This is a genomic window from Enterobacter chuandaensis, assembly GCF_003594915.1.
GTDB lineage: Bacteria > Pseudomonadota > Gammaproteobacteria > Enterobacterales > Enterobacteriaceae > Enterobacter > Enterobacter chuandaensis.
Map to the genome: position 1 here is coordinate 323,810 of NZ_QZCS01000002.1, position 14,472 is coordinate 338,281.

The following is a 14,472-nucleotide window of genomic DNA, read 5'->3' on the forward strand; positions in this document are numbered from 1 at the left end:
CGTTAAGACATGCCTAATTTCTTTATCGATCGCCCCATATTTGCGTGGGTGATCGCCATTATCATCATGCTGGCCGGGGGACTTGCGATCCTGAAGCTGCCTGTCGCGCAATATCCAACGATTGCGCCACCGGCGGTGACGATCTCCGCAACCTACCCGGGGGCTGATGCGAAAACGGTGCAGGACACCGTAACCCAGGTTATCGAACAGAACATGAACGGTATCGATAACCTGATGTACATGTCCTCAAACAGTGACTCCACCGGTACGGTGCAGATCACCCTGACCTTTGAATCCGGTACGGATGCGGACATCGCGCAGGTTCAGGTGCAGAACAAACTGCAGCTGGCGATGCCTCTTCTGCCGCAGGAAGTGCAACAGCAGGGTGTGAGCGTCGAGAAATCGTCCAGTAGCTTCCTGATGGTTGTCGGCGTTATCAACACCAACGGCACCATGACGCAGGAGGATATTTCCGACTACGTGGGCGCCAACATGAAGGACGCCATCAGCCGTACTTCCGGTGTGGGTGACGTGCAGCTGTTCGGTTCACAGTACGCGATGCGTATCTGGATGGATCCGAACAAACTGAACAACTTCCAGCTCACGCCGGTTGACGTGATTAACGCCATTAAAGCGCAGAACGCCCAGGTGGCAGCCGGTCAGTTAGGCGGTACGCCGCCGGTGAAAGGCCAGCAGCTTAACGCGTCGATTATCGCGCAAACCCGTCTGACCTCCGCTGATGAGTTCAGCAAAATTCTGCTGAAGGTGAACCAGGACGGTTCGCAGGTTCGTCTGCGCGACGTAGCCAAAGTGGAGCTGGGTGGCGAAAACTACGACATCATTGCGAAGTTTAACGGCAAACCGGCGTCCGGTCTGGGTATCAAACTGGCGACGGGCGCGAACGCCCTGGACACCGCAACGGCGATCCGAGCGGAACTGAAGAAGATGGAACCGTTCTTCCCGTCAGGCCTGAAAATCGTTTATCCGTATGACACTACGCCGTTCGTAAAAATTTCGATTCACGAAGTGGTTAAAACGCTGGTAGAAGCGATCATCCTGGTGTTCCTGGTGATGTATCTGTTCCTGCAAAACTTCCGCGCGACGCTGATCCCAACCATCGCCGTGCCGGTCGTTCTGCTGGGGACCTTTGCCATCCTCGCGGCCTTTGGGTTCTCGATAAACACCCTGACGATGTTCGGGATGGTGCTCGCCATCGGCCTGCTGGTGGATGACGCCATCGTGGTGGTAGAGAACGTCGAGCGCGTAATGGCGGAAGAAGGTCTACCGCCGAAGGAAGCCACCCGTAAATCCATGGGCCAGATCCAGGGCGCGCTGGTCGGTATTGCGATGGTACTGTCCGCGGTATTTATCCCGATGGCCTTCTTCGGGGGCTCTACGGGTGCGATTTACCGCCAGTTCTCCATTACCATCGTTTCAGCGATGGCGCTGTCGGTACTGGTGGCGTTGATCCTGACGCCAGCGCTGTGTGCCACGATGCTGAAGCCGATTCAGAAAGGCGGTCACGGCGAGCATAAGGGGTTCTTCGGCTGGTTCAACCGCATGTTTGATAAGAGCACGCACCACTACACCGACAGCGTGGGCAACATCCTGCGCAGCACCGGTCGTTATCTGCTGCTCTATATCATCATCGTCGTGGGGATGGCGTTCCTGTTCGTTCGTCTGCCAAGCTCGTTCCTGCCAGATGAAGACCAGGGCGTGTTCCTGACGATGGCACAGCTTCCGGCGGGTGCTTCGCAAGAGCGTACCCAGAAAGTGCTGGACGAAGTGACGGACTACTATCTCACCAAAGAGAAAGCGAACGTTGAATCCGTGTTTGCGGTTAACGGCTTTGGCTTTGCGGGTCGTGGCCAGAACACCGGTATCGCCTTCGTTTCTCTGAAAGACTGGGCCGATCGTCCGGGCGATGAGAATAAAGTTGAAGCGATCACGGGCCGTGCCATGGGCACCTTCTCGCAGATTAAAGATGCGATGGTCTTCGCCTTTAACCTGCCAGCGATTGTTGAACTGGGTACGGCGACCGGTTTCGACTTCCAGCTGATCGACCAGGGCGGTCTGGGTCACGAGAAACTGACGCAGGCGCGTAACCAGCTGTTCGGCGAAGTGGCTAAACACCCTGACCTGCTGGTTGGCGTACGTCCAAACGGCCTGGAAGATACGCCGCAGTACAAGATCGACATCGATCAGGAAAAAGCGCAGGCGCTGGGCGTGTCCATCAGCGACATTAATACCACGCTGGGCGCGGCCTGGGGCGGTAGCTACGTCAACGACTTCATCGACCGCGGTCGCGTGAAGAAAGTGTACGTGATGTCAGAAGCGCAGTACCGTATGTTGCCGAACGATATTAACAACTGGTACGTTCGCGGCAGCAATGGTCAGATGGTGCCGTTCTCAGCCTTCTCGACGTCGCGCTGGGAATACGGTTCACCGCGTCTGGAACGTTACAACGGTCTGCCGTCGATGGAAATTCTGGGTCAGGCCGCACCAGGCCGAAGCACCGGTGAAGCCATGAACCTGATGGAAGAGCTGGCAAGCAAACTGCCTGCGGGTATCGGCTATGACTGGACCGGCATGTCCTATCAGGAACGTCTGTCCGGTAACCAGGCCCCTGCCCTGTACGCTATTTCACTGATTGTGGTCTTCCTCTGTCTGGCAGCGCTGTACGAGAGCTGGTCAATTCCGTTCTCCGTTATGCTGGTGGTTCCACTTGGGGTTATCGGTGCGCTGCTTGCGGCAACGTTCCGTGGTTTGACCAACGACGTGTACTTCCAGGTAGGCCTGCTGACAACCATTGGCTTGTCGGCGAAGAACGCGATACTTATCGTGGAATTCGCCAAAGATCTGATGGAGAAAGAGGGTAAAGGCCTTATTGAGGCGACGCTGGAAGCGGTGCGTATGCGTCTGCGTCCAATCCTGATGACGTCACTGGCGTTCATCCTCGGCGTAATGCCGCTGGTTATCAGCTCCGGTGCGGGTTCCGGTGCGCAGAACGCGGTAGGTACGGGCGTTATGGGCGGTATGATTACTGCGACAGTACTGGCTATCTTCTTCGTTCCGGTGTTCTTCGTGGTGGTTCGCCGCCGCTTCAGCCGTAAGAATGAAGATGTTGAGCACAGTCATTCGGTAGAACCTCACTGATACCGGTTTCATATAATAAAAAGGCCGCATTTGCGGCCTTTTTCATTTTCAGAAAAAATCATAAAATAAGCTTATTGATGTCCTATTTATTTTCTGCCATCTTAAACAGACATATCATAATTAACTGATAACTTAATCGGTGAATTCAGAATCTTTTTAAATTCATTTCTCTGCTTTAACTGTTATTAGGAATATTCCTAAGAATAGATTGAGACAATCTTCATATCGGATCTGGACTTTCACACGTTGTTTAAGCTAAGTCAATGAAACGTAAGGATGCGAAAAAAAACGATTGTTCATTCCGATAAAAAGGTACGTTTCCGGATGAACAATTGCGTACATGCTCGCAGCCTGCGGTTTTATTTGTAATTTTTCGTAATAGCGCGATGAAATCCAGGAAGGAGTGACTTATAGTTAGGTTATCAGGAACACAGCACGCATGTAGCTAAGTCAGTTGTATCCATCCCGACAATGTTGTTCGGTGAGTAAGAAATCACTCAGAAGGGGATGCGCTATGGACGAGTACTCGCCAAAAAGGCATGATATCGCGCAGTTGAAATTTCTCTGCGAATCCTTGTACCATGACTGCCTTGCCAATCTTGATGAAAGTAACCATGGCTGGGTAAACGACCCAACGTCTGCCATCAATTTACAGTTGAATGAGCTGATAGAGCATATCGCAACCTTCGCACTTAATTATAAAATTAAGTACAATGAAGATAATAAGCTCATTGAGCAAATTGATGAATACCTGGACGACACCTTTATGTTGTTCAGCAGTTACGGCATTAACGCTCAGGATTTGCAAAAATGGCGTAAATCGGGAAACCGGCTATTCCGCTGTTTCGTCAACGTGAGCAGAGCTAACCCGGTTAGTCTTTCCTGTTAAAATTATTACAATTACTAAGGTGAATTTATGTCTGATAAACCACTCACAAAAATCGATTATTTGATGCGTTTACGACGTTGTCAGTCAATTGACACACTCGAACGCGTCATTGAAAAGAATAAATACGAGCTTTCTGATAATGAACTGGCGGTATTTTATTCAGCCGCGGACCATCGCCTTGCAGAGCTAACGATGAATAAGCTATATGACAAAATCCCTACTTCTGTATGGAAATTTGTCCGTTAATCTTCGAAGTGTGTCTGTAGAGGTTCTACGCCACGTTTTAAGCTGTATTCACCTGTCCCGTTATGCTCCCTGTGCGAAAGCCAGGTCTCCGTGTAAAACGCGCTCATCAGCAACAATGTTGTGACTCTGGTCACATCGGCTTTTCGGGAACGTTCCCCTGATGGCCGGTTGCGATTACCCTTCCGGAATAACATCCAGAGAGGTTTCCGATGAGCATAGAAAAACAGAAGATGATTTCAGGTGAACATTACCGTCCGGGTGATGAGACGCTACGCGCCGACCGGCTGCGGGCTCGCCATCTGATTCACCGCTATAACCACACCGCGCCTAATGAGAAAACAGAACGCCAGAACATTCTGGCGGAACTGCTGGGGCAAAGCGAAGGGGCTTATATCGAGCCGAGTTTCCGCTGTGACTATGGATATAACATTTATCTGGGGAAAAACTTTTACGCTAACTTCGACTGCGTCATGCTGGATGTATGCCCCGTTCATATTGGCGATAACTGCATGCTCGCGCCGGGCGTTCATATTTATACGGCAACCCATCCGCTGGATGCGGAGGAGCGGAATAGCGGCCTGGAGTTCGGAAAACCCGTCAACATTGGTAATAATGTCTGGATTGGCGGCCGCGCGGTGATTAACCCAGGCGTCACCATTGGTGACAACGTGGTGGTCGCCTCCGGTGCCGTCGTGACGAAAGACGTCCCGGCTAACGTCGTCGTGGGCGGCAATCCCGCTAAAATCATCAAAACGCTGTAAGGTGTCGGGGAGTCAACTGTTATGGTCTTTTAGCGCCAGACTGTTACTTTTTTCAGCCTGATGGCTCCCCTAAAATTGGCAGATCCCCTGTATTGTCAACTCTCATGAAGGCAAAAAATGACCGAGATACAGCGCCTGCTTACCGCTACCATCGACGATCTTAACCACCGCGAAAAGCGCGACAATCGCCCGCGCTTTAGCATTAGCTTTATCCGCAAACACCCTGGACTGTTTGTCGCCATGTATGCCGCCTGGCTGGCGACGCTGATTGTGATGCTGAAATCCGAAACGCTGGTGGATTCCGTCTGGCTGCTGGTTGTGCTGTTTGTCGTCTTTAATGCTTTTTTCTTTTTCGACGTGAATCCCCGTTACCGTTACGAAGATATCGACGTTCTCGATTTCCGGGTGTGCTACAACGGCGAATGGTACAACACGCGTTACGTACCAGAGGAGCTGATCGACAGCATCCTGCACTCTCCGGCTGTCGACGCCGGGCAAAAAGAGAAGCTGCAGAAGATGGTCGCCACCAAGGGCCAGCTCTCTTTTTATGATGTCTTTACCCTTTCCCGTCCTGCTGCTGCGTAATTAACGCCTGCAGACGTCGGATACCCGGCGCAAACTGTGAAGCAGAAGTATTGCCGTAACCTAAAACCAGACCGGTTTGCCCCTGCTTCGCCTCAAGGTAATACCCGCTCAGGGCAGCGGGTGCCAGCTGAAACGCTCTCGCCTTCTCCACCAGCCGCTGGTCGTCAATACCGTCAATCGCCAGCGTCAGGTGCATCCCCCCTTCCCCGGCAAGAACGCGGTGCGGTGTATGAAGCTCTGCGCTCAGCACCTCCCGCAGTTGGCGGTAACGCTTACGATAAAGGCGGCGCATGGCGGCAAGATGACGGGCATAGTGGCCCTCCTCAATAAACAGCGCCAGGGTGCGCTGTTCAGCACGATGCCCGCCGCGCAGCAGTGAGCCGATGGCGGGACGCGCCGCCTGCGCCAGCGCTGGCGGTAACACCATGAACCCCATTCGCAGCGACGGAAAAAGCGTTTTGCTGAACGTCCCCAGATACACAACGGGCGCATTGTTGACCATTCCCAGCATCGCCGGTACGGGCTCACCAACATAACGGAATTCGCTGTCGTAATCGTCCTCAATGATCCACGCGTTGTGCTGCCGGGCCAGTTCCAGCAGCGCCAGACGCCGTCGCGCGCTGAGCACGCTTCCGTAGGGGAACTGATGCGATGGCGAGGTAAAAATCAGGGTGGGTGAAGGCGCACGCAGTCCTTCCCAGCTCATCCCCTCGTCATCGACCGGTATGCCTGTCATCGCCAGGCCAGTTTTGACAAAAGCGCTTTTCGCTCCGCTATAGCCGGGATTTTCCACCCAGGCGACATCCCCCGGCTCGCTTAACAGCACCGTGCACAGATTGACGCCCTCCAGCGCCCCTTCTGTTATCACAATCTGACTGGCGTCGCAGTCAATGCCGCGGGAGAGCGCAAGGTGGCGGGCTATCGCGGCCCGCAGCGTCGGCTCGCCGGCCGGGTCACCATACCCTAACAGGGCACTCCCCTCCTCACGCAGGACGCGATCGTACAACCGCCGCCACAGCGGCAAGGGGAAATAGTTAATGGCGGGCGTTCCCGGCGTAAACGCCATCACCGGAGTGTCGCGCGGCACAGGCGCGGGCAGCAGGGCGACACGTTTTGTCAGCCTGACGTCCGGGTCCGGTAATGTCCGGGCAATCGTACGTTGAGCGAATTGCCCCACCCGCGTCCCCTGACGGTTACGCAGCAAATAACCTTCCAGCGTGAGCTGGTCCAGCGCCGCATTGACGGTGTTCCGTGAAACGGAAAGCTGCTGCGCCAGCGTTCGCGAGCCGGGCAAATGGCAGCCGGACCGAAGCCTTCCGCACAGTATGGCCTCCCGTAAAGCAAGATAGAGCGCGCGCTGGAGCGTCTCCTCCCCACGCTTTTTCAGCGCGGCATGGAGCAAGGTATAAAGCTCATCACCCGGTATATTCATCTTTCCTCCTCGTGGTACCAGAAAAACATAGCCTGGTGGTTCTTTTTAAGGAACCAGCAATTCACTAATCTGGAGATCTTTTCAACGTCATGGAAATAAAGATGAATACATTCAATGAGTTTGGACAGCCCGTAGGCGAAGCTCTTATCGACTGGCAGCCTCGCCCGCATCCGTCCCGGGTGGTACTTCAGGGTCACTATTGTCGGCTTGAGCCGCTGCGCGTGGAGCATGCTCATGCGTTGTTCACTGCGTATTCCCTGGCCGGAGATACCCGCAGCTGGACGTGGCTGCTGCGTGAACCTGATGCCACCGCAGAAGAGTTTGCCAATTGGGTGGCGAGCGTGAGCGAATTATCCGATCCCATCCACTTTACCGTCATAGATAACCGGACCCAGTCCCCTGTCGGGACGCTTTCCCTGATGCGGATCGATCCTAAAAACGGCGTCGTGGAAGTGGGGCACGTTCACTTCTCGTCACTGTTAAGCCGCACGCCCATGTCGACAGAAGCGCAGTATCTGCTGATGCGGTACGTGTTCGATACCCTGGGCTACCGGCGCTATGAATGGAAGTGCAACAGCCTGAACGAACCATCCCGCAAAGCGGCACTGCGTCTGGGCTTTCAGTTTGAAGGGCGTTTTCGCCAGGCGCTGGTCATAAAAGGCCATAACCGGGATACCGACTGGTTTTCGATTCTCGACAAAGAGTGGCCAGCGCTGGCGAGCGCGTTTGAAAGCTGGCTTGCCACCGACAATTTTACTGCCGATGGCAAACAGAAAAGATCCCTGGAAAGCTGGCGAGAAACGCGCGTCTAGCGCCTTTTTTTACGCCCCTGCACCGCCTTAAAGCGCGGGTTAGATTTGCAAATCACGTATAAGCGTCCCTTGCGTTTGACTATCTGGCAATCCGGGTGACGCTGTTTTGCACTGCGCAATGAGTTAAGCACCTGCATGGTTAGCCCCGCTTCGCATTAAGAAAGCCGCCAAAACGCTTGCGGAAGCGCGCTGCGCTGCCGTCCGTCGAGAACGTTTTCTGCTTACCGGTGTAAAACGGATGCGATTTTGAAGAAACTTCGATAGTGATGTACGGATAGGTTTCACCGTCGAGCTCAATTTCGCGGTCGGTTTTGATGGTTGAACCGACTTTAAAGTATTCATTGGCGCTGGTGTCGTGGAATACCACGGTGCGATACGCTGGATGGATGTTAGGTTTCATCGTAAATCCTTTGTGTTTTGTTATAACATAACAAAAATGATATCCAGGCCAGGTTGAAAAAACAACCCCCTCTCTGCCGAGGATATTTTCTGATTTGACGTAGATAAAATGAAAACCCTGCCCCCACGTGCTATAACTATTTCATTTCGCGGTAAAATCTTTCTCTGCAGGCAGGACACTCAATGCCCGAATTCGGACATGTGAGAAAGGACATGACAGCATGAAAACCCGACATCTGGTCAGTCTGGTGACTGGCGTACTTATCTTTTCCGTGCTGGTTCCCATTTGCCTCAGCATCTGGCTGGCCCATCGCCAGGCGGAAGAGAAATTTGTCGATGCGCTGGATAGCTATGCTTCTCGCGTGCTGATACGTACTGACAGGGTCGTGGATCAGGCAAAAGAAGCGTTAAATCACCTGCAGGGATTTAAGGGCGTTCCCTGTAGTCCGCTGCATTTGAGGGAAATACGTCGGGTCGCGTTCTCATGGCGCTATATCCAGGAGGTGATCTACATCGACAATCTAAAACCCCTCTGTTCTTCGCTTGAGCAGGCCAGTAAATCCGCCTCTTATCCTCCCCCCATGCGTATCACCGAAGATGGCTACAGCGCGTGGCTTACCGCACAAAACGATCTTGGCTTTCACCGCTACATGGCCGTGCTCGGGAAGGGCCATTACCTTGTTCTGGTCGATCCTGCCTCGCTTGTGGATGTGATCCCTTTCGGTGAGATCGCCATTGATGCCGCCCTGGTGGGCAACGCAACGCACCTTATTTTCGCCAGCAGCAACACGCTTGATCCGCATATCCGCGATCGGGTCAACGATCGGGGCGTCTCCAGCGTTCAGTACAAGGGATCCATGTACGTGATGAAGCCGGTACCTGAGCTTGGATTTACCGTCGTTGCCTGGGCGGCGCTCACCCCTCTGGCTGAAAGCTGGCACCGGCAGCTGCTTTTCTGGCTGCCGTTTGGCGTACTGATAAGCCTGCTGGCGGCACTGTTTGTGCTGCGGATACTGCGTCGTATTCAGTCGCCACGCAATCGCCTGCTTGATGCTATTAGCAACCGTGAATTTATGGTGCACTATCAGCCCATCGTGGCGCTCTGTAGCGGAAAAATTGTCGGCGCAGAGGCGCTGGCGCGCTGGCCGCAGACGGATGGAAGCAATCTCTCGCCTGATATTTTTGTGCCGCTTGCCGAGCAAACCGGCCTTATCTCGCAGCTGACGCAGTTAGTGATGGAAAAAGTGTTTGAAGATATGGGCCACTGGCTGCAGCTTCATGCCGATCAGCATATCTCCATCAACCTCGCCCCTGCTGATTTAACCTCTGGCAATCTGCCGCCGCTGCTAAGCCAGCTTATGAATAAGTGGCAAATCCATCCCGGACAAATCGCCCTCGAGTTAACCGAGCGTGGCTTTGCCGACCCCAAAATCAGCGCGCCCGCTATCGCCGCATTCCGCCGCTCTGGCCACCCTGTTTATATTGATGATTTTGGTACGGGCTATTCCAGCCTCAGCTATCTGCAGAATCTGGATGTCGACACGCTAAAAATTGATAAATCCTTCGTGGATGCGCTGGAGTACAAAAACGTGACGCCGCACATCATCGAAATGGCGAAGTCACTGCAGCTGGCGATGGTGGCGGAAGGCGTTGAGACCGAAGGGCAGCTCGCCTGGTTACACCGCCACGGGGTGCAGTACGGACAGGGGTGGTATTACAGTAAGGCGCTGCCAAAAGCAGAGTTTATTCTCTGGGCAGAACATAACCTGGAGACGCATACTATTTAAGATAGGATTTGATTACCTGCATCACGACGCCAAGATCGGCTTCACGCTGCGCCTCTTCGGGCTCTTTCACCACATGATCGGTGAGATGCCCTTCAATCACCTGCATCATCATGCCATTGACTGCCCCACGGATCGCCGCCAGCTGCTGTAACACTTCGGCGCACTCATGATCGCTGTTGAGCATTTTCTCAAGGGCGTTACTCTGCCCCTGAATTTTCTTCAGGCGAGTCAATAACATCTTCTTGTCGCGAACGGTATGTGACATCTCGGCATCCTTATTTTTTTGGCTTTTAAAGCATATCACGCTCTACTCCCCCTGAGTATTTTTCTACTGGGGGGTAGTATTAAACTACTGGGGGGGAGTACTATTTGCTCACACTTTCCATTCCGGAATTTCCCATGAACGATTTTGCTTCACTTTTGCAGCAGGGCAATGCCTGGCTGTTTGTTCCCAGCGCCATCCTGCTCGGCGCGCTGCATGGCCTGGAACCGGGTCACTCAAAAACGATGATGGCCGCTTTTATCGTGGCGATCCGCGGCACGCTGAAACAGGCGGTGCTGCTTGGTCTGGCGGCAACGCTTTCCCATACGGCGGTCGTCTGGATCATTGCCATGGCTGGATTGTGGTTTGGCCGGGGCTGGGATGCACATACGTCCGAACCCTGGTTCCAGCTGTTCTCCGGGGTGTTGATCGTTCTGATCGCCCTGTGGATGGCGTGGCGAACCTGGAAAGAGAGCCAGCCGCACGATCATCATCACGATCACCACCATCATCATGACCATGACCATCATCATGATCACCACCATCACCACGAACACCCGCTGGTTGAAGAGGAGTGGCAGGACGCCCACCAGCGCGCGCATGCGCAGGATATTAACCGACGCTTCAGCGGACAAAACGTGACGACCGGACAGATTGCGATGTTTGGCCTGACCGGCGGGCTTATCCCCTGCCCGGCGTCCATCACCGTTCTGCTGATTTGCCTGCAGCTGAAGCATTTCGCCCTCGGCGCAACGCTGGTATTCAGCTTCAGCATCGGTCTGGCGTTAACGCTTGTCGCTTCCGGCGCGATTGCCGCCTTAAGCCTCAAACATGCGACAAAACGCTGGCCCGGATTTAGCGAATTGTCCCGTAAAGCACCGTGGATCTCCGCTGCGCTGATTACCGTGGTGGGCATTTACATGAGCCTGCACGGCCTGAGCGGCATTCTGGCGTAAGCAGGCGGCCACGTCCGGTGGCCGCCTCTCTGGTCAGGTAAGAGTCTGCTGCCAGCTGAAGGTATAACGAAGCTGGCTTGTCTGCAGGATGAACTCCGGCGAAACGCTGGGGCTCCAGGAGTCATCGCCGCCCACGCCCATATGGAACGCATCGAGGTTGAGCCAGCACCCCGGCTCTTCCCGCAGCAGATGATGATGGGTTGTTTCTCGTAGCTGCTGCTGGCTATAACGGCTCACCGAGAAATGGAACCGGCCATTCAGCTGATGTGTGCCCAGCAGAAGTTCCCGGGTATCGCAGCGCAAACCATTTTCCGTCGGGAAGATATACGGCGTGTGCATGGCATCCAGAGGTAATATCCAGCGCCCCTGCTGTGCCGCCAGCTTTCTGTCCGGGTAGTTTTCATGCGGCCCCAGCCCCAGCCAGTCAACCTTTTCCGGCGCTTCAGCGAGATGAACACTGAGGCCAACGCGGGCGGGCGCGGGGATATCAGTCGCAATATCGACCTCAATATCGCCATGCAGAACTCCCCGCTCGTCCACCCGCCAGATTTTACGACTCAGGAACAGCGTCTTTCCGTGATGCTCCCATGCGTGTCGGGTGGTGACCACCACCTCGCCTGCGTGCTGTTCTGCGTCACAGCGCAGCACGCGCGAGGTAAGATCGTACATCCCCGCCGCTTTCCAGCGTTCAACCCACGCGTTCGGATCGATGCGCGTCGCTTCGCTCACGCCAATATCGTTGTCCAGCGGCGCGCGGCTAAAATTATCCGTCAGCGGTGAAATCAGCGTTTCAGCGCCATTTCGCCACCATTGAGTCAGGTTTCCTGTTTGGCGATCGAACTGCCAGCGCTGCTGCTGATGCGTTATCTCAAGCATATTCTCATGCTGCGTCAGGCGCGGAGGCTCGCCCGCAGAGACTTCTGGCGCGATAAACAGGGGAACCGGGAGCGGCCACTGCTCCCACGCGCAGAGATGGTCTGCCGGCGACCACGGCGTAGCCCGCGGCTGGCGTACTTCAACGTTCAGCCAGACCTCACCCGGTCCGGCGTTGAGCTCCGACAGGTCCAGCTCCAGACGCTGGATGCCTTCAGGCGCCATCGCCAGCGTCACCTCGCCCGCGGCCAGCACGTCTCCGTCCCGGGCAACCTTCCAGCTCAGCACCTCGTTATCGGTGGGGCGGAACAGGTAGCCGCTTTGCACCTCAATCATTAGCGGAGAAGTGCTGACCAACGTAAAGGTAAAGAACTGCTGGGCGCGCTGCGCCTCATACAGCGCCGGATGCGGCGTGCGATCGGGGAATACCAGTCCGTTAAGGCAAAACTGCCGATCGTTCGGCTTATCGCCAAAGTCTCCGCCGTAGGCCCAGAACGCGTTGCCCTTTTCGTCTTTCTTCGTCAACGCCTGATCGACCCAGTCCCAGACAAACCCACCCTGCAGGCGAGGATGGCTGCGAAACGCCTGCCAGTATTTTGCAAATCCGCCGAAGCTGTTCCCCATCGCGTGGGCGTATTCACAGAGGATCAGCGGACGCGTTTCGTCGGGCATGCCGATCCATTTCTTGATTGACCATTTAGGCACCGCCGGGAAGGGCTGATCCTGATCGACCCGGGCGTACATCGGACAGACAATATCGGTCGCCGCCGTATTCGCCCCGCCGCCTTCGTACTGCACCGGGCGCGTTGGATCGGTAGTTTTCAGCCAGCGGTACAGCGCATCGTGATTCGCACCGTGGCCGGACTCGTTGCCCAGGGACCAGATGATAATGGAGGGGTGATTGCGATCGCGCTGCACCATGCGGGTCACGCGCTCGCTCATGGCGGGCAGCCAGCGCGGATCGTCAGCAAGGCGGCTCATCGGCACCATGCCGTGGGTTTCGATATTGGCTTCGTCAACGACGTACAGCCCATAGCGATCGCAAAGGCTGTACCACAGCGGATGGTTCGGGTAGTGCGAGCAGCGCACGGCGTTAAAGTTGTGCTGCTTCATGATTTCGATATCGCGGCGCATGGTCGCCTCGTCCATCACCTGGCCGTTTTCCGGATGATGCTCATGACGGTTAACGCCGCGGATAAGCAGCGGCTTACCGTTGAGCTTCAGCAGGCCGTTGCTGATGTCAACGCGGCGGAAGCCCACATCGCACGCTTCAATCTCCAGCACCTCACCCTGCGGGTTGCGAAGCGCAATCGTCAGGCGATACAGCTCCGGCGTTTCAGCACTCCAGAGCACAGGGGACTCGACGGGGATCGCCACCGTCAGGCGCTCGGCCCAGCTGCCGCGCTCGTCGACAATGGCCGTACCCGGACGCCGGGAAACGCTGGCGTATTTTTCCCCCTTGCGCCACAGGGTAAAGTCTACCTCGCAGTCCGCAAAGCCGGAGCCCGTAAGCGCGACATCGGCCTTCAGCACCGCGCGATCCAGCTCCGCATTCAGGTCCGTCACCACATGATAATCGGCAATCTGCGTTTTGGGTTTATGCAGTAAGGTCACATCGCGGAAAATTCCGCTCATGCGCCACATGTCCTGATCTTCCAGATAGCTGCCGTCGCACCAGCGCAACACCATGACCGCCAGGCGGTTCTCACCGGATCGCAGGACCGCCGAGAGATCGAATTCGGCAGGCAACCGGCTGTCCTGGGAATAGCCTATCCACTGCCCGTTACACCACAGATGAAACGCCGAGTTCACGCCGTCGAAGACGATGCGGGTCTGCCCGCACTGAAGCCAAATGTCATCAACCTCAAATGTGAGCGAGTAACAACCGGTTGGGTTTTCCTGCGGCACAAAAGGCGGATTAACAGGGATAGGATAGGTAACGTTAGTGTAGATGGGCGTGTCAAACCCCTGCATCTGCCAGTTCGACGGCACGGGCATCGCAACGGCGTCCGCACAATCTTCGGTTACCCACGCCTCCGGGATTTGCTCGGGTGCAGGAAAATAGTTAAACCGCCACACCCCATTGAGAGAGCGTCTGCTGGCGGATGCTGCATCATCCCGGGCAGGCTGTTCAAGACGCCAGCTGTGTAACGGCGCATGTGCCTCGAGACGGTTCCACTGGGTGACGCCCGGGTTTTCCCAGTCCCGTCGGGCCAGAATGGCGCTGAGAGTCAGCGGTGAAGCGGTGGACATAGTAACCTCTTTGCGAAGCGCTCACAATTTTGGCTAACATGCCCTGGCTCCCGGTAACGGT

Annotated in this window: 13 protein-coding genes; 8 read left to right on the forward strand and 5 right to left on the reverse strand. The window is 55.3% G+C overall.

The genetic code is table 11. The features are described from left to right. Positions 1 to 9 precede the first annotated feature (9 nt). From acrB to D5066_RS04740, 5 genes are all read left to right on the forward strand, one after another. The gene (gene acrB, locus D5066_RS04720) at positions 10 to 3,156 is read left to right on the forward strand and encodes a multidrug efflux RND transporter permease subunit AcrB (RefSeq protein WP_119915219.1); all 3,147 of its coding nucleotides are present in this window, start codon (positions 10 to 12) and stop codon (positions 3,154 to 3,156) included. A 514-nt stretch (positions 3,157 to 3,670) separates the two neighbouring features. Next, entirely contained in the window at positions 3,671 to 4,045 is a 375-nt protein-coding gene (gene tomB / locus D5066_RS04725) for an Hha toxicity modulator TomB (protein ID WP_008499288.1), read from the forward strand. 27 nt (positions 4,046 to 4,072) lie between these two features. After that, a complete protein-coding gene (hha, locus tag D5066_RS04730; RefSeq protein WP_008499287.1) occupies positions 4,073 to 4,291 on the forward strand; it encodes a hemolysin expression-modulating protein Hha in 219 nt (72 codons plus the stop codon). 209 nt (positions 4,292 to 4,500) lie between these two features. Further along, a complete protein-coding gene (maa, locus tag D5066_RS04735) occupies positions 4,501 to 5,052 on the forward strand; it encodes a maltose O-acetyltransferase (protein WP_119915220.1) in 552 nt (183 codons plus the stop codon). Positions 5,053 to 5,169: 117 nt separating this feature from the next. Then, complete coding sequence (locus D5066_RS04740) at positions 5,170 to 5,637, forward strand: YlaC family protein (RefSeq protein ID WP_119915221.1); 468 nt, start codon at positions 5,170 to 5,172, stop codon at positions 5,635 to 5,637. On the opposite strand, the gene pdxR is transcribed toward D5066_RS04740, so the two are convergent. After that, complete coding sequence (gene pdxR, locus D5066_RS04745) at positions 5,609 to 7,069, reverse strand: MocR-like pyridoxine biosynthesis transcription factor PdxR (RefSeq protein WP_119915222.1); 1,461 nt, start codon at positions 7,067 to 7,069, stop codon at positions 5,609 to 5,611. The genes D5066_RS04740 and pdxR overlap by 29 nt on opposite strands. A 101-nt stretch (positions 7,070 to 7,170) precedes the next feature. On the opposite strand from pdxR, the gene D5066_RS04750 reads away from it, so the two are divergent. Continuing rightward, positions 7,171 to 7,881: a GNAT family N-acetyltransferase gene (locus D5066_RS04750; RefSeq protein WP_119915223.1), complete on the forward strand. Its 711-nt coding sequence runs from the start codon at positions 7,171 to 7,173 to the stop codon at positions 7,879 to 7,881. Here D5066_RS04750 and ykgO read toward each other — a convergent pair. Further along, positions 7,878 to 8,018 (reverse strand): type B 50S ribosomal protein L36, encoded by a 141-nt coding sequence (ykgO, locus tag D5066_RS04755; protein ID WP_003859006.1) that lies wholly within the window; start codon positions 8,016 to 8,018, stop codon positions 7,878 to 7,880. The genes D5066_RS04750 and ykgO overlap by 4 nt on opposite strands. Before the next feature lie 2 nt (positions 8,019 to 8,020). Next, positions 8,021 to 8,281 carry a type B 50S ribosomal protein L31 gene (locus D5066_RS04760; protein ID WP_006176933.1) on the reverse strand — a complete coding sequence of 87 codons (261 nt, stop codon included), beginning with the start codon at positions 8,279 to 8,281 and terminating at the stop codon, positions 8,021 to 8,023. Positions 8,282 to 8,501: 220 nt separating this feature from the next. Here D5066_RS04760 and pdeB point away from each other — a divergent pair, with 220 nt between their 5' ends. Next, positions 8,502 to 10,067 carry a cyclic di-3',5'-guanosine monophosphate phosphodiesterase PdeB gene (gene pdeB / locus D5066_RS04765; protein ID WP_119915224.1) on the forward strand — a complete coding sequence of 522 codons (1,566 nt, stop codon included), beginning with the start codon at positions 8,502 to 8,504 and terminating at the stop codon, positions 10,065 to 10,067. On the opposite strand, the gene D5066_RS04770 is transcribed toward pdeB, so the two are convergent. Next, a complete protein-coding gene (locus D5066_RS04770; RefSeq protein ID WP_080328044.1) occupies positions 10,060 to 10,332 on the reverse strand; it encodes a metal/formaldehyde-sensitive transcriptional repressor in 273 nt (90 codons plus the stop codon). The genes pdeB and D5066_RS04770 overlap by 8 nt on opposite strands. Before the next feature lie 134 nt (positions 10,333 to 10,466). On the opposite strand from D5066_RS04770, the gene D5066_RS04775 reads away from it, so the two are divergent. Further along, entirely contained in the window at positions 10,467 to 11,285 is an 819-nt protein-coding gene (locus tag D5066_RS04775; protein WP_119915225.1) for a nickel/cobalt efflux protein RcnA, read from the forward strand. Positions 11,286 to 11,318: 33 nt separating this feature from the next. Here D5066_RS04775 and D5066_RS04780 read toward each other — a convergent pair whose 3' ends face one another. Next, positions 11,319 to 14,411, reverse strand: coding sequence for a beta-galactosidase (locus D5066_RS04780; protein WP_119915226.1), 3,093 nt, complete (start codon positions 14,409 to 14,411; stop codon positions 11,319 to 11,321). Between the last annotated feature and the right edge of the window lie 61 nt (positions 14,412 to 14,472).